Source organism: Paramuribaculum intestinale (assembly GCF_030759015.1).
GTDB lineage: Bacteria > Bacteroidota > Bacteroidia > Bacteroidales > Muribaculaceae > Paramuribaculum > Paramuribaculum intestinale.
In genome coordinates this window covers 1,615,369-1,636,800 of the sequence record NZ_CP098825.1, presented here as the reverse complement: position 1 = coordinate 1,636,800, position 21,432 = coordinate 1,615,369, and the positions used below count along the sequence as shown (strand labels likewise).

Here is a 21,432-nt window from a genome sequence, read left to right as displayed (position 1 = left end):
TCATAATGTCGGTTTATTATGGTGAATGCTTCCCGGCCTGCTTATGGTGGCGGTCAGGCCGGGGTGGGGTTATATTGTCACGCAAATGTAGCGATTTTCCGGCAGGATTTGACTATTTTTGCAGTATGAATCGAAGAAACTTCTGCAAAGCTCTTGCTGCGGTGGCGGCCATGGCGGCTACCGCGCCGGCGTCTGCGGCAGCGATGACCGGCAACTGCGGACGCCGATGCCGTCTGACTGTGGTGAGGCGCATGTGGGTCGAGGATCTGCAGGCCCGTTATCTTGACGATCCCGAGGCGGGGCCGTGTCCGCTGCTCAATCAGGGTCAGTCGTGGCTGATCGACGGTCCGGTAGAGGCGGGTATTCCTCCCCGTGGCATGTGTGGCAGGGCATGGGCGGCTATAGCGCCACGGCTTGCAGAGGCGGCCGGATGCGCCGCTACAGCCGATGGTGGCCCGAGGCTGTTGTCGTGTGGCGATCCTACACGCGCTGTGATATTCAGGGTGGATTATGACCGTGTCTGACCGCCGGATGAGGCCTCGCTGTCGTCGCGGCTGTGGCCTTTTCTTACCTGACGTGTCACGTAGTCGGTCAGATAGACTGTAAACAGGGGGAATATGACCATTCCTACGACAGGGAGCACTACATCGACGATTTTTCCGGCGACTGTGACAGGCGACACATCACATCCGACAGTTGTCATGTTCATGGCCGCCCACCAGAGGGCAGTCCAGTAGGTGTCGACCTGTGGGTTGATGCCGTATTCTTCCTGAAAGAAGATGAGTGAGCAGAAGTAGGTGACCATCACCATTATCACGATGTAGGATAGAAACAGGCTCGATATGGCGTTGGACGACAGGTAGCCTATGACGATCGACATGGCGAGTGCGCCGCGCGCAAGCGGTATGAACCTGACGAAGTAGAGTGCGGTGTCGGACATCTGTATGTCGAGCAGTCCGATGATGTTGAGGTAGGGGATCGACAGTAGCAGGAACACGATGCGGTGGGCTATGTAGCGCCACCGGTCGGGGGCAAATGCGAGTTCGACAAAAAAGTCGATGATGAAGAACACGCATACCCACAGCTGAAATGTCATGTAGGGGCGGCTGTTGAGGAAGTCGACATTGTTGAAGGTGTCGAGAGAAATCCACACGATAAGCATCACCGAGAGCAGAAGCACAAGTGTGTTGAACAGACCGGTGATGATGCTTTTCTCTCTGGCGATCCTGTGCAGACGCTTCAGGCTGGCGGCCGTGGCAGGTGGGGTGGCGGGTGGGTTTATGTTGTCGGCCATAGGTGATTGATTCTTAAAATTATCTGACTCTCACAAAATCAGTAGGAACGTTTTTCATTCTTAACATCGGCTGATCGCGAAAAGTTTTATACTTTTGCATAAGTAACTCTTCCAAACTGTTTGACTCCTATGAAAGGACTTCTTAAATCATCATTAGCTGTGCTTGCGTTGGGTACTGTGGCTGCGCTTACGTCAATGGCACCTTCCCGTCAGGGTTACAAGACTCCGGCCTTGGTCGACACGATCACCGTGAGCGGGTCGTATATCGACCGTCCGATGAAGGTGACTGTGGCTGTGCCCGAGGGCTACGGCAGCGATACGACACGTTATCCGGTGATTTATCTGCTCAACGGTCATGGCGGCGACTATCGCAACTGGCCGCGGCTGGTGCCGGTTGACAGCATAGCCACGCGCTACGGGGCTGTGGTGGTGTGTCCGTCGGGCTTCAACAGCTGGTACTGGGATAGCCCTGTGAAGCCCGGTATGCAGATGGAGAGTTTTTTCATTAAGGAGCTTGTGCCGGCCATCGATTCGATGTACCGCACCATACCTCAGGCTCAGAGCCGTGCCATCACGGGTTTCAGTATGGGAGGTCACGGAGCTTTGTGGCTCGCCATACGCCACAGCGATGTGTTCGCTCATGCGGGAGCCAGTTCGGGCGGGGTGGATATCAGGCCTTTCCCAAAGAGCTGGGGTATGCATGGGTTGCTTGGCAAGCAGTCGGAGAACAGGGAGCGGTGGGACCGCCACACGGTGATAAATCTCGTCGATTCGCTAAAGCCCGGTCAGATAAACATCATATTTGACTGCGGTACGGAGGATTTCTTCTATAAGGTCAACTGCAGCCTTGACAGCGCGCTCAATGCCCGGCGCATTCCTCACATTTATCTGACTTCGCCGGGTCAGCACAACGGGCAGTATTGGAAGCGAGCCATATATCCTCAGCTCGATTTTTTCGGTCGGGTACTGCGTCGATAAAGATGTTTAACATGCCGGTGCGGCGTTCTTGCCCAGCTGACTGCTAATTTTGCCGTTGAAAGCCATGGTGGCTTTCCCCGAAACCCGAGCATGCGGACTGATGGCACAGAAATAGAATATGCGGGATGAAAGCGTGCTCCAAAAAATTTAAGGATATGGCATTCATTATTGCGATTTTATGTGTGTTCGGCTGGCTCGGTCAAGCTCTCAAAGATGGTGCGGATATAAACTGACGTCGTGATCGGCATAGTTTTATGGGTGATATTGATACTGGTTATCGTATCATTAGTATGCCCGGGATTCTGGACGGCTCTTCTGGTGATTTCGGCATCAGTGGTCGGAGTGATGTGGCTGATAAAATGGATATTCTCTGTTATAACAAGAAAGGGATAGTATGTCGTTATGGAATTTGATAGGCGGTTTTGCCGCTATGTCGATGATGCGCAAGTGGTTTTCGGGAAGGTCGGACTGCGTGTCGGCGCAGCCGGGAAGCGAATATGGCAGTGGGATACGCGATACGTCGTATCATGCGCGGATCGCCGAGCTTGAGCATCAGATCATGGAATCGAAACGCCGTATAGCCGAGTATCAGAAGGTGATCGATGACAGCCGTGCGGCATCGGGATATGACGATTGTGACGTGGACGAGCTTCAATGCCGCATCGACGAGCTTGAGAAAAGTCTTTATGACTGCGATGTGATGTCGGATCGCTACGACATGATTCAGGAGGAGATCGAAATACTTCAGCATCGGATCAATCAGATAGAGGATAGCCGGGATGATGATACATATTGCAGCGAAGATGACGATACATACAGCGGTATATGTCAGCTTTATGATGATCATCATTACGATTATGACGATCACTGCTACGATGATCATCAGCTCTATGACGATCACCACTATGATGACAGGTGATCCGGTGTGTTATTGATGTCGGGGTGATGCTCCTTGTCAGCATGATGAAAACAAAAGCACTGTGTCACAAACGATATGTGACACAGTGCTTTTATTTATGGTCGGGGGTATGATTCCCTTGGTGGCTTGGGTCAGTCGGCTTTGAGTTTGTCCTTGACTGCATCGGTGGCTTTGTTGACTGCGTCGGCAGTCTTGTCGGCTGCTTTGCCTACTGCGTCGGAGGCCTTTCCGGCGGCGTTTTCAACGGCGTCGGTGGCTTTGTCGACTGTCGCTGATGCCTTGTTGCTGATGGTCTGCTTGGCAGCGTCGATCTTGTTGCCTACGGAGTCGGTCACAGCCTGCTTGGTGCTGTCGGCGGTTTCGCCTACTGCTGATTCAACCTTGTCGAGCGCAGACTCTGCCGAGGTGAGCATAGTGGCGAGTGCGGGTGCTTTCTGCTTGACAACGGGTTCGATCTTGGCCAAGAATTCCTTGGCCTGCTCGATCTTGCCCTCGCTGACGAGTGTCTGCGCATAGGCCTTGGCCTGATCCACGTAGGCTTTCAGGGAGTCGGTGTTGGTGCAGTTCTCGATTTTGGCCATGATACCGCCGTCTTCCTTGTCGGCCTGCTGTTTGCCGGTACATGCTACCATAAGCGCTACGGTCGCAACAGCCACAGAGAGAATCAATTTTCTCATAATCTATAAGAAGTTAAGTTTGGTTACACGATATAAACCAATGGCCATTGAAAAAAGTTCGGCGGATATAAAACGAGGGGCTCAGAATTTATAGGAGATGCCTATCGAGGGGGCGAATGCGTGCACTCGGTAGTCGGCCTTGAATGTCTTTTGGGCGGGAAGCTGCAGTTGTGGGAACATCTGTCCGACCGATGCGGCCAGCAGATCGGGATATGTACATGAGGCTCCGTCTTTGCCCAGTCCGGCGATATACATGAATGCGAGGTCGATTGAGAGATGTTCGATGGGTCGGAAGGAGAATCCGACAGTAGGCTCAATTTTGGTCATGCCGGGTGTCTCGGGGTTGTAGTGGTTGATGTCGACGGGATCGGTGTCGACCATCAGTCCGGCACGGATGTCAAACCGGTGTGTGAGCGCATACTGTGCTCCGGCCTTGAATGCCCACGAGTTGTGGTAGTTCTTGACGATATGCTGGTTGTAGGCGCTTGCGATGTCGTTGAGAAACTCTATGTCGAGGCTTTTGTAGGTGTTCCATCCTGTGAGCTGTGCGTCGAGCGCGAGTGTGAGGCGGTCGGTGGGACGGAAGCTTACTCCCATTCCGAGCACGTAGGGTGCGGGCATTGATGCCTTGAAGTTGGCGGCGTTGATCATGTTGAGCCGGTCCTCAAGCACTTTTTCGGCCACTTCGTTGGCATAGCTTACAGTGGCGTCGCCTTTTTTGACGGTCATGGTCATGCGTGTGCGGAACGAAGCTCCGAGAGTCCACCGGTCGTTGATGTCGTACATCACGCCGATGTTTGCTCCGAATGCCATCTGCGACGTGCCTTTGAGTCCGACCGATGCGGGCGATGTGTTGCCGAAGCGGTAGTCGGCGGGGAGTCCGAGCATGTTGGAGAGTCCGGCTCCGAGAATATGGTCGAATGTCGATGCGCTGACGAGCGCTTTGTGGAGGTCGACGTTGCCCCATGTCATCATGAGTCCGGCGCCTACCGACAGGCGTGGTGTGATGCGCCATGCCAGGGTGGGCTGTATGGTGAACATGCGGAGATCAACCGAACTGTTGAGCACGGCGCCGGGCCAGTCGCGACCCCAGTCGATGGAGCTTCCGTAGGGTGTATAGAAGGCTACTCCGGCCTGAAGGTTGTCGTAGATGCGGAATGATGCGTTGAGTGCTATGGGTGTCGAGATGCCGTTGTCGGTGTGGTATTTCTGTCCGTCGTGTATTGTGGTAGCGTCGGCCTTGATGCCTGTGATGCTGCCTGTAAAGTCAAATGTGGTGTTGGCGAAGCCCATTCCGGCCGGGTTGAATATCATGCTTTCCGCGCCGAGGTGCAGTGCCGTGCCGGTATGTCCCATGCCAAGCTGCCGTGCGCTGAGTGTGTTGATCTGATAGCCTTCGGCTTTAGCTGTCATGCCGATGCACAGCAGGGCAGCCAGTGCGGTTGCGGTCCGTTTAATCATTCTGTTCTGTGTTTTTTTATGAATAATGGCCGCAAAGTTACTCATTTTTGCCGACACCAGCATCAGAGCCATGCATTTTGGCGTTCTCTGACGGCGACGGAGTCGGAGAGTATGCGCAGAAATTCCTGCATGGATCGTTTGCGGTATGAGTCGGTCAGCAGGTGTACGCATCCGGTCATGGTGTTGTCGGGGATGTCGAGGGGGATCGCTTTTACTCCGGCAATGTTGTGTATGGTGGCTTCGGCCAGTATGGTGACAAGGTCGGTCTGTCCGATAAGTCGTAGGAGTATGTTGACTTCGTTGAGTTCGATCCTCACTCTCATGCCGGTGAAGTATGATGCCACGCTGTCGAATGCGTTGCGTGCCTGGAGTCCTCTGGCGGGGAGCGCGAGGTCGTAGGGCTGCAGGTCGTGGAGCGACAGGCGTGAGTGCGAGGCCAGCGAATGGGTGGGCCGCACTATGGCTGCCAGATAGCTCTGGAAAAGGATGTGTGATTCCACTCCCTCTGCGGGCTGCAGCGGTCGGAAGGCGAGTGCGAAATCCACTTCGCGTCGTCGCAGGGCTTCCATCAGCTCCGACATCGGTTTGTAGAGCACGTTGAGTTTTATGCTGGGATACATTTTCATGAATGTGACGATGCTTTCGGTAAGTATCGGGCTGAAGGAGTAGGTGACTCCGATGTTGAGTGTGCCGCATTTCATGTCGGAGAGATCGTCGATGCGTGATCGGCAGTCGTCGGCCGCGGAGATTGCTTTGCGTGCGACAGGCAAGAGCTCGCGGCCCGCTTCGGTGAGGGCTACGCTGTGGCTTGTGCGTTCGAACAGCAGTGTGTCGAATTCGTTTTCGAGCTGTTTGATCTGTTGCGAGAGGGTGCTTTGTGTGATGCAGAGCGAGCGTGCGGCCTCAGAGAAGCTGAGGCATTCGGCCAGTCTGACGAAGTATCTGATCTGTCGTAATTCCATTATGTGGCAGGTGTGTGTGGCTGTTGGTGATGAACGCTTATTGTCGGTTCTTTTCAAAAGTAACAAAAAAGAGTCTATCTTGTGGCCTGAAACGATATTTTTTTGAATATGAATATCGGGAGTGTGGCTCCGGTGACCATGGCTATAAGCACAGCCATGCATACGAATCCGTTGCTTGCGGCCTGATAGAAGTAGTAGCCGAACGTGTCGGGGTTGTCGTTGAGCACGCATACGGCCAGTGCGCCGAACGCCCGATAGGCATACATGCCCGGAATCATGGGCAGCAGCGCCGGGAAGAAATAGGCTTCGGCGGGAGTGCGGGTTCTTGAGGAGATCATCACGGCTATGAGTCCGATAAGGAACGACGCCACGAGGCTTGCCCAGAAGATGTGAAATCCGGGCACTGGGCGCATCATGAGCAGGTAGCGTAGCGAGTGGCCGAGTGCGGCGATGGCCGCGCAGTAGGGATAGGCGCGTAGCGGCAGCCGGCTTATGGAGGAGAATCCTATGGCTGCAAGCGCGGCGAAAAACGCGTCGGACAGTATATCGATATCCATGATTGTCGTGTATGTGTTGCTTAAAACATGCCTACTCCCATCACTATCATTCCGGCGCACAGGCCTATCGACAGGCAGGCGGTGAGCACTGTGGCGTCCATGAGTCGTCCGAACGAGCAGATGTAGAACCGGTGGAGCATGTCGCTGAACGAATTCAAGAACGGTACGCCGGGTACGAGATAGAGTATGCTGGTGCCGATGGCGATCTGTGGCGTATCGCCCAGATTGAAAAGATAGCTGCTCGCTCCGATCACTGCCGATGCGAAGGAGCATAGGAGGAAAGTCAGCCTGAGGTCGGCGCGCATTGATGTGAGCCACATTTTGAGGTTGTAGCCGGCAAGGGTGGCCATGAATACTACAGCCATCGCCTGGATGTCGCCTCCGAAGAGTCGGCAGAACGATGCGTTGGCAAGCGCTACGAGCGGTGGGACGACCCATGTGTGGCGCGGGCGGTCGTTGACGATGATGTCAAACATGCGTCGCGCGCGTCGGATGTCGATTCCTGTGTCGGCTATGCGCCAGCTGAGGGTGCTCAGCCGGGTGATGGTGTCGAAGCTGGTGGCTCCTTTTGCGGTGGCGATCGAGGTGAATACTGTCCGGTCGTTTCGGTCGACTATATATATGTGGACATGATGCGGCGATATGGTGATCTCCACATCCTGTCCGTAGGCGGCGGCTATGCGTTTGAGGTTTTTCTCAAGCCTGATGCATGTGGCTCCGCAGCCGAGCAGCCATCCGGCGTAGTCGGTGAGCAGATCTCTTACCATGGTCGTGCGGTGGTCTGTGGTGGTGTGGTCCGGTTGTTCAGCAGTCTTCATAGTCACGGCTATTGTCGTAGGTCGGACGGTCGCCTGGCACGAAGAATTCGTCGCGTTCAGAACCGATTTCCACTATATGCAGGTGTTTTCTGTGGCGGTGGCAGCGGTGACGGTGGCAGACTATCGCGGTTCTTACGATAAAGAGGATAATAAGTAATGCTGCCAGTGCAGCCCATGTGATCAACGGTCGATACATGATATTGTAGTTTTTATATGATTAATAACATCGGCTGCCGGCTTTTAGAGATTGTCTAAAATTCATATCACTTTGCTTTTGAGAGTCTTTCCAGCGTCTTTTTGTTTGCTCCTCGGTCATGTAGCTACGGCTACACTCCCTCATCACAAACAAAAATCCATCTGACAATCCTTCTCAAAACCCGTATTATATAAATTTAGACAATCTCTTAGAAACTGTTTAAATTTGATTCAATAAAATTTTTATGGCAGCCAAATCAATCATTTCTTCAGCGACCTCTGTTGATTCTTCATAATTGCGTGAAAGGCGACGGAACCAATCAAGCCATGAGAAAGTTCTCTCGACTACCCATCTGAGAGGTTTCGGTATGAATCCCTTAGTCCCGTTTGGAGTATTGGAAACCTCAAGGCTGATTGCAAAATCTTTTTCAATATCTTTAGCAATCTCCCCCCGGTAACCACGGTCAACAAGAACCTTTTCAAGCCGTTCCCACTCTCTGTCTGCTGCATTACACAATGGGTGAGCCTGATGGGAATCATGAACCGATGCACTGCATACTGTCCGGGCAAGAATAAAGCCATTGCGGTCAACCACGATGTTACGTTTGATGCCCTTGACCTTCTTGTTTGCGTCAAATCCATTGTCACTCTTACGGTTGCCCCATTTAACGCTCTGGGCATCCAATGCTCCCACAGAGGGACTTTCTGATTGATTTCGTTTCTTCCTCACCTTTCGTACAAGTTTGTTGAGCAAATGTTCGATTCTACCTTCTTTGGACCACTTTCGGAAGTAATAGTACACCAATTGCCACTTGGGATAATCGTGCGGAAGCATCCTCCACTGACATCCTGTGACCAGTAGGTATAATACCGCTTCGAATAGGCTCCGTAGTGAATTTTTACGTTTGCGACAATCATTTTCGAAGAATACTTCGTTTATATAAGACCATTGACCCTCGGTCAAAAGTGTCTGATAGAGATTGATTCTATGCATATGAACAATGTTTTTCTCCTTCAACACTTTGGCTGAGGGTTTGTTATGCCCTATAACATTTTTTCAATTCTAATTTTAAACAGTTTCTTAGATTTGTGTTTTGTGCGTCGGTGACTGTCGGCCGATCAGCTTTTGCGGCCGCAAAGTAAGCTTATGTGGCTGTGGGTACATAGTGTTTTTGATGGGAAATTACGATAGCGGCTATCGGTAGGATCTGTGGCCGACGGTCGACGGAGGGGATGCCGGTGTGACAGCGGAGGGATGGCAAGGTGTGCTGTGGGCCGGACTGTGCTGTGGCCATAAATATAAAAGAGGACGCCGCTGCCGCGGAATCCTCTCCTATGAGTTTCAATAAGGTAGAATTTCTAAGGTAAAAAAGATTGTTTTAGTTTTGTAACGCAAAGGTATGCCTTAATTCTGTCACCGACGAATAAAAAAATATGTTGTGTAACATCATTGTAGCGCATAAAAATTGTGGCATATGTTACAAAATGTTGACATTCAACAGGTAGTAAATTTTCTATAAAAACGCTCCGATTGTTAATGTTACTTAATTTTGTGAATTTCGAAGCTGTTTCCGTCAAAAACTCCGTAGGTCATGAGCCGGAATCCTTCGCCGAGTATCACGAGGCGGCATCCCGGAGCGATGTCAGTGTCAACTACCACGTGGCGGTGGCCGAAAACGAAGTATTCGGTGTCGGGATGCATGGCGAGGTAGTTTTTTGCGAATGTGATCAGCTGGTCGTTGTCGCTGAGCCGGTCGGATGCCTCTTTGCCGTTGCGCCGTGAGTGGGACGACCATCGGTGGGCGAATCCGACGGTCCATCGCGGGTGTATGGCTGCAAAGAGCCGTTGTGCAGTGGGGTTGCGGAATATGCGCTGCATCCGGCGGTAGGAGGGGCGCGGCTCTCCGCTAAGGTCGCCGTGCTCGAGATAGAATGTGTGGCCGAGTATCCGGGTGTGGAGCGGGCCGTCGATCACTTTCACTCCGATCTCCCGGGGCAGGTAGTCAAAGATCCATATGTCATGGTTGCCTTTAAGCCAGTAGACCGGCGTCCCGGCGTCGGTGAGCGATGCAATGGCCGCGAAGAAGCGCACGAATCCGCGTGGCACCACGGTGCGGTATTCATACCAGTAGTCGATGGCGTCGCCGAGGATGTAGAGCGCGGAGGCTTTGCCGGCAAGCGATCTGATCCATTCGGCAATGGCGAGTTCGTGGGCGCGGTTGTCGGCGATCCACTGCGCTCCCAGATGCAGGTCGGATATGAAGTAGGCTTTTTCCTGATCCATGTCGTGCGCGGGGTGATGGTGCGTATTACATGAAGCCGAGGTCGAGTTTGGCTTCGTCGCTCATCATGTCCTTGTCCCATACGGGTTCGAACACGAGGCGTATATCCACGCTTTTGATCCCCTCGATGCTTTCGAGCTTTATGCGTGCGTCGTCGATGATGAAGTCGGCGGCGGGGCAGTTGGGCGCTGTCAGTGTCATGTCGATTTTCAGATTGGCGTCATCGTCTATATCGATTCCATAGACGAGTCCGAGGCTGTAGATGTCGACCGGTATCTCTGGGTCGAAGACAGTCTTGAGCATTGCTACTACCTTTTCTTCAAGCTGTAGCTTCTCTTGTGGTGTCAGCATAGTTGTTATCTCTGTTGAAGTATTGTAGGGTTGCTTTTCTCACGCTTTTGCGGAGCAATATAAGCGAGAGCATGGTTGGGAATGCCATGAGGGCGTAGAACAGGTCGCACATGGCTACTGCGGCGCTCAGCGGTACGGCTGCGAACAGTATCAGCGACAGGGTGAACGCGAGTGTGTACCATCGGCTGCTCCGTTCGCCGAACAGGTAGGCGGCGCAACGGCTGCCGTAGAATGAATAGGTGAACATGGAGCTGAGGGCGAAGCAGGTGACTATGGCTGTGAGCAGATATTCGCCGAAGGGTATGGCTCGGCCGAATGCATCGATGGCGAGCGACAGTCCTTGCGGTCCGCTCTGGCTGAAGTCGCCGGCAAGCAGCAGAGCCACGGCTGTAAGTGTGCATACGAAGCCTGAGTCTATGGCCGGGCCGAGCATGGCGATGAGTCCTTCTCTGACGGGCTCCTTGTTGGCCGACGTGGCGTGCATGATGGAGGCGGTGCCTACTCCGGCGTCGTTGACGAGGGCTGCGCGGCGTGCTCCGATGATGGCCACTCCGGCCAGTGCTCCCCATCCGGCGCGGAGGCTGAATGCCTCGCTGAAAATAGAGGCGAACACTCCGGGTACAGCCTCGATGTTGGCGGCCACGATGTAGGCCACCATGATGAAGTAGGTCGTGACCATGAACGGTACGAGCACTGTGGCTACGGATGCGATGCGCTTGATGCCTCCGATCACCACGCTTCCTACGATGAGGGCCATCAGTATGCCGAGCGACAGGCGTAGGGCGTGGGAGTCGTCGGCCAGTCCGGCCGAGGAGGCTGCTGTGGCGAGCGCTTCGGCAAGCTGGTTGGCGTTGATGATGCAGAGTGTGCCGAACATTCCGGCTATGGCGAATATCACAGCGAGCGGACGCCATCGGCGGCCGAGTCCTGAGGTGATGATATGCATCGGGCCGCCGACCGGAGTGCCGTCAGTGCGTGTGGAGCGGTGGAGTATGGCGAGCACCCCTTCATGATATTTGGTGCTCATGCCCACGATGGCGCTTATCCACATCCAGAAGATGGCTCCGGGTCCGCCCATGGCGAGTGCGATGGCCACTCCTGCTATATTGCCCATGCCGACGGTGGCGGCCACGACCGACAGCAGTGCCTGTGCGGAGCTGATGCCGCGTTGCGGGGCGTCTCCGGAGCGGTTTTGGCGAAGGGCAGCCAGAGCGTCGGGAAGGCGTCGCACCGAGACCATGCCAGAGTAGAGAAACAGGAAGAGTCCTCCACCGATAAGCACAATGAAAAGCGGGTAGCCGCACAAAGTGTCGGCTACCTGCGTAAGTGTGTCGGATATCGATGTCATGATCGCCTGTCAGACGAGATGTGCCACGAGTTCCTCGCGGTCGCCCGGAAGAAGGTCGATGACGGGTATCTCGATCATGGTGTAGGCTCCGGGCTGCAGACGCATGGCCGCGCGCGCCGCTCCGACGAGTATCTGTGCGGTCAGCGCGGGGTTGTTGATGCTCATGCTGAATTCAAAACGCTGGTTCTGTGTGCGTCCGGAAACTCCTTTGCGGGTCATGTTGACGCCGTGTCCCATGTCCTTGACTTCATCGACCGATTTGACTTCGATCACGTGGGTTTCGTCGCTGGCGAAGTAGGGGTCGGTCTTCACGGCTTTGGCCACGTCGTCGAGCTTTGCTCCCGGCTCAAGTTCTACATATACCATGCGGCGGTGTATGCCTGTGCCGAGGGGTATGGTCATGGAGAGTGCGTCCTTTACTCCGGGTTTGGATTTGACGCAGACGGTGTGGCCCATGCTCATTCCGGGACCGAAGTTGGTGTAGGTCACGCCTTTGGGCGCGGCAGCCTGCATGAGTGTCCTTACCACGGAGTCGCTTCCGGGATCCCATCCGGCCGAGATGACTGCCACTGTGCCGTGCTGGCTGGCAATTTTGCCGAGGTCGCGGCGGAGCTGCGGTATGAGCGAGTGGATGTCGAAGCTGTCGACGGTGCAGATGCCGGCGGCGAGCATTGCCGATGCGTGCTTTTGCACTTCGCGTGTGGGTGTGCAGAGTATAGCCACGTCGACTTTGCCCAGTTCGGCAATGTCGGTCACTACCTTGTAGGGGGCGAGTTCGGCAGGCTGCGCGCCGAGGCTTCGGCGTACGATTCCGGCGATTTCGAAGTCGTCGGCTTCCTGAAGCGATTCGAGCACGAAGCGTCCGATATTGCCGTAGCCTACGATCGCTGCTTTGATTTTGTTCATAGAGTGTGTGTGTTATTGATAGTTGTTATTTGAGAGCCGAAACGATGTCGCGCGTGTCGCGTGCGATCATCAGCTCTTCGTCGGTGGGTATGACCACTACCTTTACTTTCGATGCGGGAGTGGATATTTCGGTTTCGGTGCCGCGTGTGCGTGCGTTGAGATCCTTGTCGATCTCCACACCCATGAATTTAAGCGGTTCGCATACGTTCTCGCGTACGCCTGTCTGGTTTTCGCCGACTCCGCCTGTAAACACGATGACGTCGACTCCTCCCATCTCTGCGGCGTAGGCGCCGATATATTTTATGATGCGCTGTTCATACATGTCGAGTCCGAGCTGGGCGCGCTCGTCGCCGGCATTGTCGGCTGCTTCAATCTCGCGCATGTCGGAGGATATCTCTGTGACTCCGGCTATGCCGCTCTCTTTGTTGATGATGCGCTGTATGTCGTCGGCGGTGTAGCCGTGGCGGTGCATGAGATATGTGATCGCTCCGGGATCAACGTCGCCCACGCGGGTGCCCATCATGAGGCCTTCGGTGGGGGTGAGTCCCATCGATGTGTCGACGCTCTTGCCGTAGAGCACAGCGGTGATTGATCCGCCGTTGCCGATATGGCAGGTGATGACTTTCTGCTTGGTGATGTCGAGTCCGAGGAATTCGCATGAGCGAGCCGACACGTAGCGGTGGCTGGTGCCGTGGAATCCGTAGCGGCGCACTCCGTCCTCTTTATAGAACTTGTAGGGGAGTGCATACATGAACGACTTGGCGGGCATGGTCTGATGGAATGCGGTGTCGAACACTCCTACCTGAGGCACTTCGGGCATGAGAGCCGAGATGGCTTCGATGCCGGTGATGTTGGCGGGGTTGTGGAGCGGTGCGAGGTTGTAGCAGTCCTTTACCTGCTGTATGACTTCGTCGGTGATCAGCACCGATTTATTGAATTTTTCCGCTCCGTGCACCACGCGGTGTCCGACGGCGTCGATCTCCGAGTAGTCCTTGATGCATCCGACGGTGGGATCGGTCAGGTTGTTGAGTATGGCTTCGACGGCTCCCTTATGGTCGGTGAGTCCGAGGGGCTGTATTTCTTTCGATCCGTCGGCTTTCTTGAATTTGAGGAATCCGTCGGCGAGTCCGATTTTCTCTACTCCGCCTTCGGCCATGGTGTTGTCTGTGTCGGTATCGATCAGTTTGTATTTCACGGAACTGCTGCCGCAGTTAAGCACTAATATTTTCATGCCTGATTAAAGATTGTAGCGTTATGATATGTTGAATTTCGGTCAGTTTTTAAGTCCGATGGCCTGATTGCAGGTCATGATGATGGTCTTGTAGATATCCTCGGGGAAGCATCCGCGCGAGAGGTCGTTGACCGGGGCGGCGAGTCCCTGCAGCACCGGACCTACAGCCTGTACTCCGCCCAGGCGCTGCACGAGCTTGTAGGCGATGTTGCCGACTTCGAGCGAGGGGAACACCAGCACGTTGGCGCGGCCGTTGAGGGGGCTGTTGGGTGCCTTGGAGTGTGCTACTCCGGGCACGATTGCTGCGTCGGCCTGCAGCTCTCCGTCGAGAATGAGGTCGGGCGCCATTTCTTTGGCTATCTCAGTGGCGCGGATCACTTTGTCGACGCGCTCATGGCGTGCGCTGCCCTTGGTGGAGAAGCTGAGTATTGCCACACGCGGCTCTATGCCGGCTATGTCGCGGGCGGTCTGTGCGGCCGATACGGCTATCTGTGCGAGCTCCTCGGCTGTGGGATCGGGAACTACCGCACAGTCGGCAAAGACGAGTATGCCGTCGGTGCCGAAGTTGAGTCCTTCGGGGAGCAGCATGAGGAACGCTCCCGAAACGACGCTGATGCCGGGCTGTGTCTTGATCACCTGGAATGCGGCGCGGAGCACGTTGCCGGTGGTGTTCTGTGCGCCTGCCACCTGTCCGTCGGCGTCGCCGGCTTTCACCATCAGGCAGCCGAGATATAGCGGATTGGCCGTAGTCAGGCGAGCCTCCTCCATGGTGATGCCCTTGTTTTTGCGCAGTTCGAAAAAGAGCGGCGCATAGCGGTCGATGACTTTCTCGTCGGCCGGATTGACGATGTTGGCGTCCTTGATGTGCTCGAGTTTCAGCTCTTTTGCAAGGGCGTGTATGTCGGCGGGATCACCAATGAGGGTGATGTCGGCGATTTTTTCGGCGATGATTCGGTCAGCAGCCGAAAGAGTACGGGGCTCAGTGCCTTCCGGGAGAACTATCCGCTGGATATTGGCCTTGGCCTTTGCGGTCATTTTCTCTATCAGTTCCATTTGACAGGTAGTGTGATTAGGTTGAATTTTATACGCAAATTTAGGCAATATCCCGAAACTGACCTATAAAAAAGGAACAAATTACCGGCTGTAAACGTTTTTTTACCAAACAAGATATCGGATTGAGATAATTTTCAATTGATTGTAATTATGGAAAAAAGAAAGAAGAGATCAAATACCAGCGTATGGCTGGTGGCCGGAGTGGCGGTGCTGATAATTCTGCTGATCGTGTGGCTGACGGTGGCCGATCTGTGGGGCGACACTGACGTGGCGGCTCGTGCGGTCATGAAAGGTGTAGAAAATTTCAATATGCTGTCATGATACTTGCCGGAATAGGATTGACGACATGGCTCGTCTGGGCTCTGATCGGGGCGGTCGGAGGATATATGTGCGGCCGGCTTATGACTTCGGGCGGAGTGCCGGCGGCGGTCAATGTAGCGGTGGGCATAGCGTCGGCCATCGGTGGCGGCTATGCCTTCATCCGGTGGTTTGGCGAGAATGACTATGGACAGACCATATCGCTCTGTGGAGCGGTGGTGGTGTGTGCTGTCGTGCTGTGGTGTCTGAGCTTCATATTCAGGAGAAACGGCGGCGATTCATGACCGTCTCTGGAGTCTATGGCTTGCGCCGGCACAAAAAAACGTCAAATACACCGTAATCATGACCAATTTCTTCGTAACTTTGCCGATATGTTACGAAGAGCCATACCACTGATAATATTTTGCATTGCGGCCTGTCTCGGTGCCGCCGGACAGAAGAAGGCCACAGTCATAGCACCGTCATATGCCTGGAGTATGCTTCCGCCGCTCGGACTGCATGAGTCTGCCACGATAGACACACTGCTATTTGACTACTCGATGGAGTCAGTGCCCTCGGCTGTGTCTCCGGCGTGGGTCTCGACGGGCAATCTCGGTTCGCCCGGCATAAATATGATACTGGCCGACAGGCCTGCCATGAGCGATTTTTACTTTCGCGACGCCATACGCCACTGGATACCGATGCAGGGTAACCACAAGTTTTACAACACGCGCATTCCGATGACGCTCGTGAGCTATAACACGTCGGGCGGCCGGGAAACGGCGCAGGATCGTCTGCAGGCCGATTTTTCCGGTAATGTCAACAGTCGCCTGCAGTTTGGCGCTTCGGTCGACTATCTTTATTCGAAGGGAAGCTATGCCAATCAGGCCGACAAGAATCTGGCGTGGGGGCTGTCGTCGTCGTATATGGGCGACCGCTATGAGCTGCAGACGTTCATAAATCATTACAACCTTGTGGCTAAGGAGAACGGCGGCATCACCGACGATCTGTATATCACCAATCCGGAAGTGCTTCAGGGCGGATCGGCCAAGATCGATGCCAAATCGATCCCGACCTTTCTGACCGGCGCGCACTCGAGAGTCACCGGATCGGAGTTCATGGCCAATTCGCGCTATAAGGTGGGTTACTGGCACGTGACGCCTCCCAACGATTCCATTCCCGGCGATACGATCGAGCACCGCACATACATACCGGTGTCGAGTTTCATCTGGACACTCGACTACAACAAGGCCCGCCATGTGTTTGACAACACTGTGCCTGCGGCGGCGGAGGATTTCTGGCGCAATACGTATCTGTCGGACGGGTACACTCACGACAATACATCGTACTGGTCGCTTTCTAACACTCTCGGTGTGTCGCTTCTCGAAGGTTTCCACAAGTATGCGAAAGCGGGTCTGGCGGCATATGTCACTCATGAGATCAGGCGTTACAATCAGACCGTCGACAGCATTCCGTTGACCGGCATCGACAGGCCGGAGGGTCTGACTCCATATCCGTTTGACAGCAAGCTGCGTCCGAAGGTGACCGAAAATCTGCTTTATGTCGGCGGACAGCTGACAAAGCAGTCGGGCCGGTTGCTGAGATACGATGTCACCGGCAGGCTCGGCATCGCCGGCACTGCGGCGGGCGATGTAAGGGTAAACGCCAATCTCTCCACACTGTTCAGGCTCAAGGATGACACGGTGAGGATCAACGGATATTTCAACTTCTCGAACGAGGAGGCCCCGCTGCTGATGCGACAGTATGTGTCGAATCATTTCATCTGGAAAAACGATTTCGGCAAGACGCGTCGTGTCAAGGCCGGAGGATGGCTGCGGATTCCGCTTACAGGCACATATATAAATGCCGGGGTCGAGAATATACAGAATCTGATATATTTCGGACCTGACTGCCTTCCGGTGCAGCATAAGGGGAGCGTGCAGGTGGTGAGCGTCAATCTTCGTCAGAATTTCAGCTACAGGGCGCTCAACTGGCAGAACAACATCACGTATCAGGTGACATCGGATCAGGCGGTGCTGCCTGCGCCGAAGCTGGCGATCAACTCCAATCTGTTTGTCTACTTCAAGGTGGCCAGGGTGCTTGAGGTGCAGCTCGGCCTCGATTGCGATTATTACACGCGCTATTATTCGCCGTCGTATCAGCCGGCCACGATGGCGTTCTACAACCAGCGGGAGATCGAGGTGGGCAATTATCCTTTCATGAATCTCTATGCCAATATGAAACTGAGCCGTACGCGATTCTATGTCATGATGTCGCATATCAATCAGGGTCTGACGGGCAAGAATTATTTCGCAATGCCCCATTATCCGATGAATCCACGGCGGTTTCAGCTCGGATTGTCGGTGGATTTCGCCAACTGATCTCTACGAAAATCCTCTCTAAGAGTATGTTTGAATTTAACACGAAGAAATATATAGGGACTTCTTTCCATCCCCTCAAAGGTCTTTTCGGGCGATTCGCGTCAAGTTTCATCGGTCACGATGCCCGCATCGCTCCCTCATCAACTCACGCGAATCTCTCCGAAAATCCTCTTTGAGTGAATAGAAGTGAAATTCAAACATACTCTAAATGAATGGAAGTGAAATTCAAGCACACTCTAAGATATGACCGAAAGCCCTCTTCGAGGCTGGCACTGTATGGACTGCTGCTCGTGGCGGCTCTGACACTGATGTTGTGTGTGCGCACATGCAGTATGCCCACTCTGCGCGTGGCCGAGCGGCATCCTTCGGGTGGCGACACGCTCGATGTGGCGATCGAGTACGGGCCATTGTCGCTCTACCGCTACGATGACACCCTCGGCGGTTTCTCTTACGATTTGCTGCGACAGCTGGCGTCGGAGCGCGGACTGCATCTGAAGTTCCACCCCGTGGTGGCTCTCGGCGATGCTCTCAGTGGGCTTGACGAGGGATTGTTCGATATAGTGGTCGGGGCGATGCCTATGACGGAGCGTTATCGGGAGCGCTATGCGTTCACCGCTCCGGTATATATTGACCGTCAGGTGCTTGTGCAGCTGCGTGATTCGGCCGGTAAGGCGCCCATCGGTTCGCAGCTCGACATGGCCGGCCATGAGGTGTGGGTCATGGCTCAGTCGCCGGTGGCCGACCGTCTGCATAATCTCGCATCGGAGATCGGCGATACGATCTATGTGGTGGAGGATCCGGCATACGGCAGCGAGCAGCTGTTTATCATGACGGCTACCGGTGAGATACCGTCGGCTGTGGTGAACGAGCGGATAGCGCGCGTCATGGCTGCGGATTATCCGCAGGTGGATATATCGACGGCGGTGTCGTTCAATCAGTTTCAGTCGTGGCTGTGCAGAAAAGCCGATTCACTGCTTGTGAACCGGCTTGATACCATTATGGAGGCGCATCGCCAGACCGGCGGTTATCGCGAGCTCTCGCGCCGTTATTTTCCCTGAGGCCGGATTTTCCCGGGGGCTTGTGCGTCGGGATCGTAAATAAGGTCGGCTTCGCGTGATCCGTCGGGAGTGGTGAATACAAACGTGAACATCCACTTCACCAGTCGTGTTTCGGGTGTGGAGAAGCTGCCTACGGGGAGTTTGATCATCACGTCGTTCCAGCCTTTGCGGAGCTTGACGGGGAGTGGACGCCGCGCTGCGGCATTTTCGTTTGTAAGTGAAATTTCGTTGCTTCTGACCCGGTGGGTCGACTGCCATGCCGGAGGCGCTACTGTGTCGCCGTTGATCCATATCCGGCTGTGGCGGTAATCCCAGCAGCCCGGCAGAGGGGCGAGGTCGGGTTCGGACCGGCTGTAGTTTTGTGTTTCTGCCTGCAGGCCAACTGTCTGGTCGGCCGGAGAGTAGACGCGTGTGAACGCGTATGCCGTGTGGTCGGGCTGCGGATCAGCATAGAATCCGGGTATGGTGGCTGAACCCCATACGTGCCGCAGATATATGCCTGCGCCGGTGGCGCGACGTGTGTTGTAGACAGAGTCGGCATAGGTGTAGCTCTGTGCCGGTCCTTCGGTTTCGGGCGGAAACCGGCGGCTGAGATCGCCTCCGTTGGGAAATGCGTCGGTGATGCGCCAGTGCACGTTGGTCTGTTTCACGTAGGGTATGGCGAGGTGGCGCAGCGATGTGGCCTTGTGGTGCAGCATGCGTCGCTCGAAGTCGGCAAACTCTTTGAAATCGTCGGTGCCGGGTCGGTCCATGTTGGTTCCAAGGCTGTCGAAGTATTCTGTGCCTCCTCCTCTCCACGCTCGTTCGGCCATGGCCATCATTATCGGGTAGAGATTGTTCTGGCTGGCATTGGTCGCCTCATCGGCCACATAGCGGTCGTTCCAGATGGCTATTTCCGCTCCGGCTACATCGGGTGTGGCCGATGTCAGCCGGTAGATCTTGCTCCGATAGAGGGCGCGTATGTCGGCATAAAGATCGAAATGGTTGAGATAGTGTAGCTTGGAGTCTATGGCCGGAATGCCTTTCTGCCCTTTGCCGCGATAGCTCCAGAGGTGTGTCATGTCGATCTCTCCCGGTTCATAATGCCATCCCGGATTCCACGATATGACTTTCTTGCCGTGGCTTCTGACGAATGCCACCATTTCAGGCACAAATTCTGGGTCGGTGAAGCGCACTTCGTCGGTGCCGATATGCAGATACGGGACTTCATCAAACGTGGCGCATGCCTCCTCGACAAGCAGCCGGAGTATCTTCTTGCCTTCGGCCGACTGCATGTCGTGGCGGAATGTGCGCTCGAAAGCGGCGCTATGCCCGGGCATATCTATCTCGGGCAGGAGCATGATGCCTCTTTCGCGGCAGTATGCCACGAGCTGCCGGGCTTCGTCGATGGTGTAGTAGCGGCCCGGCTGGCGGGTGGTGTTGATGCTGTCGTTGAGCATCGGGAACAGGCGGCTCTCCAGACGCCATGCCTGGTTTTCGGTCAGATGCCAGTGGAATACGTTGAGTTTGAAGAGCGACATGGCGTCGATCTCGCGTTTGAGTTCGTCGAGGCTTATATAGGAGCGGCCGACATCCATCATGAATCCGCGCCAGGGGAATGCGGGCCAGTCGGTGACGCTGCATCGTGGCAGCCGCAATTGTCGCGATGGGGTGCTTTCCGCCAGCTGTCGCAGTGTCTGCAGCGCCCATCGTATGCCCTTGGATGAGACGGCGCTGACGTCTATCCGCCGGTTGTCGATGCCGAGGGTGTAGGCCTCGTCGTTGATGCCGGCGCCGGGGATGGAGTCGACGATTTTTCCTGTGATGAGGAATCGTGCGCGCGGGTCGATTCTGACGCCGAGAGCAGTCAGCGTGTCGGCCCACTGTGCCGAGTCGGCAGCCATCATCAGGCGTGCGGCGCTGATTCTGACATCTCCGCCGTGGAACTCGATGTGCTGCGGAGCGGGCAGCAATGTGTGGGAGGTTTCGGTAGTCCGGGCTATAATCGGCATTGCCGAAATAGCGGTGGCAAGCATTGCCAGCAGTGTGTGTCTGATTGAGTGCATCGGTTTCGGGGTATTTAATCTATTTCATTCTCGATTATGGCTTCGCATGCCTGGACCAGCTCGTCGTACCATTCCTTGCCGAAACGTTCGGTCAGGGGGGCTTTCATGAACTGGTACAGGCGTATGCCGAGGCGCCGGCCGTTGGCTTCGGCGCTCCGGCATATTTTCCATCGGTGGTAGTTGACGGCGGTGAACGAGGGGTATTCGGTCAGGCGCAGCGGATAGAGATAGCATGATATCGGTTTGCGGAACGATCCGGTGAGTCCCTGCCTGAAGGCGCTGTCGATGGCACACAGGCATTTGCCGCCGGGTGCGTGGCATGTGAACACGCAGTCGCGGCCACCTACTATCGAGGTGACGAGGTCGCCCTCTTCGTCGATGTAGCTGACTCCCTGTTCGCCGATCACGCGTCGTGCCTGCGGGGTGAGCTGCTGCTCGACAATGGGGAGCACTCTCTCAAGTTCGCGCTGTTCGGCAGTGGTGATGGGGGCGCCGGCGTCGCCCTCTATGCAGCATTGTCCGAGACATTGGTCGAGATCGCAGCAAAAAAAACGTTCGGCCAGGTCGAGCGACACCAGCGTATTTCCTATTTCTATCATGATTTCTTCGTTTTTATCTT

23 protein-coding genes are annotated in these 21,432 nt (G+C 54.9%); 7 read left to right on the top strand and 16 right to left on the bottom strand.

Going from position 1 to position 21,432, the window contains the following annotated elements; genetic code table 11:
* Positions 1–125 precede the first annotated feature (125 nt).
* Complete coding sequence (locus NF347_RS07345; protein ID WP_161553787.1) at positions 126–524, top strand: TIGR04076 family protein; 399 nt, start codon at positions 126–128, stop codon at positions 522–524.
* Here the strand turns inward: NF347_RS07345 and NF347_RS07340 are convergent.
* Positions 509–1,294 (bottom strand): potassium channel family protein, encoded by a 786-nt coding sequence (locus NF347_RS07340; RefSeq protein WP_107035271.1) that lies wholly within the window; start codon positions 1,292–1,294, stop codon positions 509–511. The genes NF347_RS07345 and NF347_RS07340 overlap by 16 nt on opposite strands.
* A gap of 129 nt (positions 1,295–1,423) precedes the next feature.
* Between NF347_RS07340 and NF347_RS07335 the strand changes: the two genes are divergently transcribed.
* Together NF347_RS07335 and NF347_RS07330 are read left to right on the top strand one after the other, a co-directional pair.
* On the top strand, positions 1,424–2,272 hold the full coding sequence (locus NF347_RS07335) for an alpha/beta hydrolase (RefSeq protein WP_107035270.1): 849 nt from the start codon (positions 1,424–1,426) through the stop codon (positions 2,270–2,272).
* A gap of 430 nt (positions 2,273–2,702) precedes the next feature.
* On the top strand, positions 2,703–3,191 hold the full coding sequence (locus NF347_RS07330) for a hypothetical protein (protein WP_107035269.1): 489 nt from the start codon (positions 2,703–2,705) through the stop codon (positions 3,189–3,191).
* 131 nt (positions 3,192–3,322) lie between these two features.
* On the opposite strand, the gene NF347_RS07325 is transcribed toward NF347_RS07330, so the two are convergent.
* From NF347_RS07325 to pta, 13 genes are all read right to left on the bottom strand, one after another.
* The gene (locus tag NF347_RS07325; RefSeq protein ID WP_128702155.1) at positions 3,323–3,868 is read right to left on the bottom strand and encodes a hypothetical protein; all 546 of its coding nucleotides are present in this window, start codon (positions 3,866–3,868) and stop codon (positions 3,323–3,325) included.
* 81 nt (positions 3,869–3,949) lie between these two features.
* Positions 3,950–5,329 carry an OmpP1/FadL family transporter gene (locus NF347_RS07320; protein WP_161553786.1) on the bottom strand — a complete coding sequence of 460 codons (1,380 nt, stop codon included), beginning with the start codon at positions 5,327–5,329 and terminating at the stop codon, positions 3,950–3,952.
* 62 nt (positions 5,330–5,391) lie between these two features.
* Complete coding sequence (locus NF347_RS07315; protein ID WP_107035266.1) at positions 5,392–6,291, bottom strand: LysR family transcriptional regulator; 900 nt, start codon at positions 6,289–6,291, stop codon at positions 5,392–5,394.
* Positions 6,292–6,365: 74 nt separating this feature from the next.
* On the bottom strand, positions 6,366–6,848 hold the full coding sequence (locus tag NF347_RS07310; protein ID WP_107035265.1) for a threonine/serine exporter family protein: 483 nt from the start codon (positions 6,846–6,848) through the stop codon (positions 6,366–6,368).
* Between the two features lie 20 nt (positions 6,849–6,868).
* Entirely contained in the window at positions 6,869–7,666 is a 798-nt protein-coding gene (locus NF347_RS07305; protein ID WP_107681445.1) for a threonine/serine exporter family protein, read from the bottom strand.
* Positions 7,653–7,862, bottom strand: a complete 210-nt coding sequence (locus NF347_RS07300; protein WP_133165447.1) for a hypothetical protein — start codon at positions 7,860–7,862, stop codon at positions 7,653–7,655. The genes NF347_RS07305 and NF347_RS07300 overlap by 14 nt, the downstream gene beginning before the upstream one ends.
* 219 nt (positions 7,863–8,081) lie before the next feature.
* On the bottom strand, positions 8,082–8,855 hold the full coding sequence (locus tag NF347_RS07295; RefSeq protein ID WP_107035088.1) for an IS5 family transposase: 774 nt from the start codon (positions 8,853–8,855) through the stop codon (positions 8,082–8,084).
* Between the two features lie 546 nt (positions 8,856–9,401).
* The gene (locus tag NF347_RS07290; RefSeq protein WP_107035262.1) at positions 9,402–10,145 is read right to left on the bottom strand and encodes a UDP-2,3-diacylglucosamine diphosphatase; all 744 of its coding nucleotides are present in this window, start codon (positions 10,143–10,145) and stop codon (positions 9,402–9,404) included.
* 25 nt (positions 10,146–10,170) lie between these two features.
* On the bottom strand, positions 10,171–10,494 hold the full coding sequence (locus NF347_RS07285; RefSeq protein WP_107035261.1) for a metal-sulfur cluster assembly factor: 324 nt from the start codon (positions 10,492–10,494) through the stop codon (positions 10,171–10,173).
* Positions 10,463–11,842, bottom strand: a complete 1,380-nt coding sequence (locus tag NF347_RS07280) for an alanine/glycine:cation symporter family protein (protein WP_107035260.1) — start codon at positions 11,840–11,842, stop codon at positions 10,463–10,465. Before NF347_RS07280 ends, NF347_RS07285 begins: the two co-directional genes overlap by 32 nt.
* Before the next feature lie 9 nt (positions 11,843–11,851).
* Positions 11,852–12,748 carry a diaminopimelate dehydrogenase gene (locus NF347_RS07275; RefSeq protein ID WP_107035259.1) on the bottom strand — a complete coding sequence of 299 codons (897 nt, stop codon included), beginning with the start codon at positions 12,746–12,748 and terminating at the stop codon, positions 11,852–11,854.
* Between the two features lie 25 nt (positions 12,749–12,773).
* Positions 12,774–13,979, bottom strand: coding sequence for an acetate/propionate family kinase (locus NF347_RS07270; RefSeq protein ID WP_107035258.1), 1,206 nt, complete (start codon positions 13,977–13,979; stop codon positions 12,774–12,776).
* Between the two features lie 42 nt (positions 13,980–14,021).
* Entirely contained in the window at positions 14,022–15,032 is a 1,011-nt protein-coding gene (gene pta / locus NF347_RS07265; RefSeq protein WP_107035257.1) for a phosphate acetyltransferase, read from the bottom strand.
* A gap of 150 nt (positions 15,033–15,182) precedes the next feature.
* On the opposite strand from pta, the gene NF347_RS07260 reads away from it, so the two are divergent.
* The 4 genes from NF347_RS07260 (at position 15,183) to NF347_RS07245 (ending at position 18,768) form a co-directional block, all read left to right on the top strand.
* Positions 15,183–15,353 (top strand): hypothetical protein, encoded by a 171-nt coding sequence (locus NF347_RS07260; protein ID WP_161553884.1) that lies wholly within the window; start codon positions 15,183–15,185, stop codon positions 15,351–15,353.
* Positions 15,350–15,634: a hypothetical protein gene (locus NF347_RS07255; protein WP_107035256.1), complete on the top strand. Its 285-nt coding sequence runs from the start codon at positions 15,350–15,352 to the stop codon at positions 15,632–15,634. The genes NF347_RS07260 and NF347_RS07255 overlap by 4 nt, the downstream gene beginning before the upstream one ends.
* An 87-nt stretch (positions 15,635–15,721) precedes the next feature.
* Complete coding sequence (locus NF347_RS07250; RefSeq protein ID WP_161953383.1) at positions 15,722–17,710, top strand: putative porin; 1,989 nt, start codon at positions 15,722–15,724, stop codon at positions 17,708–17,710.
* Positions 17,711–17,922: 212 nt separating this feature from the next.
* Positions 17,923–18,768, top strand: a complete 846-nt coding sequence (locus NF347_RS07245; RefSeq protein ID WP_107035254.1) for a transporter substrate-binding domain-containing protein — start codon at positions 17,923–17,925, stop codon at positions 18,766–18,768.
* On the opposite strand, the gene NF347_RS07240 is transcribed toward NF347_RS07245, so the two are convergent.
* Together NF347_RS07240 and NF347_RS07235 are read right to left on the bottom strand one after the other, a co-directional pair.
* A complete protein-coding gene (locus NF347_RS07240; protein WP_406627057.1) occupies positions 18,756–20,759 on the bottom strand; it encodes a family 20 glycosylhydrolase in 2,004 nt (667 codons plus the stop codon). The genes NF347_RS07245 and NF347_RS07240 overlap by 13 nt on opposite strands.
* Positions 20,760–20,827: 68 nt before the next feature.
* Positions 20,828–21,412, bottom strand: coding sequence for a DUF3109 family protein (locus NF347_RS07235; RefSeq protein WP_107035305.1), 585 nt, complete (start codon positions 21,410–21,412; stop codon positions 20,828–20,830).
* Positions 21,413–21,432: the final 20 nt, after the last annotated feature.

Excerpts from the sequence above, each read along its gene's own strand:
- NF347_RS07300 (WP_133165447.1), bottom strand. The coding sequence starts at position 7,862 with ATGTATCGACCGTTGATCACATGGGCTGCACTGGCAGCATTACTTATT.
- NF347_RS07305 (WP_107681445.1), bottom strand. The coding sequence starts at position 7,666 with ATGAAGACTGCTGAACAACCGGACCACACCACCACAGACCACCGCACG.
- NF347_RS07330 (WP_107035269.1), top strand. The coding sequence starts at position 2,703 with ATGTCGATGATGCGCAAGTGGTTTTCGGGAAGGTCGGACTGCGTGTCG.
- NF347_RS07255 (WP_107035256.1), top strand. The coding sequence starts at position 15,350 with ATGATACTTGCCGGAATAGGATTGACGACATGGCTCGTCTGGGCTCTG.
- NF347_RS07325 (WP_128702155.1), bottom strand. The coding sequence starts at position 3,868 with ATGAGAAAATTGATTCTCTCTGTGGCTGTTGCGACCGTAGCGCTTATG.
- NF347_RS07270 (WP_107035258.1), bottom strand. The coding sequence starts at position 13,979 with ATGAAAATATTAGTGCTTAACTGCGGCAGCAGTTCCGTGAAATACAAA.
- NF347_RS07260 (WP_161553884.1), top strand. The coding sequence starts at position 15,183 with ATGGAAAAAAGAAAGAAGAGATCAAATACCAGCGTATGGCTGGTGGCC.
- NF347_RS07290 (WP_107035262.1), bottom strand. The coding sequence starts at position 10,145 with ATGGATCAGGAAAAAGCCTACTTCATATCCGACCTGCATCTGGGAGCG.
- NF347_RS07275 (WP_107035259.1), bottom strand. The coding sequence starts at position 12,748 with ATGAACAAAATCAAAGCAGCGATCGTAGGCTACGGCAATATCGGACGC.
- NF347_RS07310 (WP_107035265.1), bottom strand. The coding sequence starts at position 6,848 with ATGGATATCGATATACTGTCCGACGCGTTTTTCGCCGCGCTTGCAGCC.
- NF347_RS07345 (WP_161553787.1), top strand. The coding sequence starts at position 126 with ATGAATCGAAGAAACTTCTGCAAAGCTCTTGCTGCGGTGGCGGCCATG.
- NF347_RS07295 (WP_107035088.1), bottom strand. The coding sequence starts at position 8,855 with ATGCATAGAATCAATCTCTATCAGACACTTTTGACCGAGGGTCAATGG.
- NF347_RS07250 (WP_161953383.1), top strand. The coding sequence starts at position 15,722 with ATGTTACGAAGAGCCATACCACTGATAATATTTTGCATTGCGGCCTGT.
- NF347_RS07340 (WP_107035271.1), bottom strand. The coding sequence starts at position 1,294 with ATGGCCGACAACATAAACCCACCCGCCACCCCACCTGCCACGGCCGCC.
- NF347_RS07245 (WP_107035254.1), top strand. The coding sequence starts at position 17,923 with ATGGAAGTGAAATTCAAGCACACTCTAAGATATGACCGAAAGCCCTCT.
- NF347_RS07335 (WP_107035270.1), top strand. The coding sequence starts at position 1,424 with ATGAAAGGACTTCTTAAATCATCATTAGCTGTGCTTGCGTTGGGTACT.
- NF347_RS07280 (WP_107035260.1), bottom strand. The coding sequence starts at position 11,842 with ATGACATCGATATCCGACACACTTACGCAGGTAGCCGACACTTTGTGC.
- NF347_RS07240 (WP_406627057.1), bottom strand. The coding sequence starts at position 20,759 with ATGCCGATTATAGCCCGGACTACCGAAACCTCCCACACATTGCTGCCC.
- pta (WP_107035257.1), bottom strand. The coding sequence starts at position 15,032 with ATGGAACTGATAGAGAAAATGACCGCAAAGGCCAAGGCCAATATCCAG.
- NF347_RS07235 (WP_107035305.1), bottom strand. The coding sequence starts at position 21,412 with ATGATAGAAATAGGAAATACGCTGGTGTCGCTCGACCTGGCCGAACGT.
- NF347_RS07320 (WP_161553786.1), bottom strand. The coding sequence starts at position 5,329 with ATGATTAAACGGACCGCAACCGCACTGGCTGCCCTGCTGTGCATCGGC.
- NF347_RS07315 (WP_107035266.1), bottom strand. The coding sequence starts at position 6,291 with ATGGAATTACGACAGATCAGATACTTCGTCAGACTGGCCGAATGCCTC.
- NF347_RS07285 (WP_107035261.1), bottom strand. The coding sequence starts at position 10,494 with ATGCTGACACCACAAGAGAAGCTACAGCTTGAAGAAAAGGTAGTAGCA.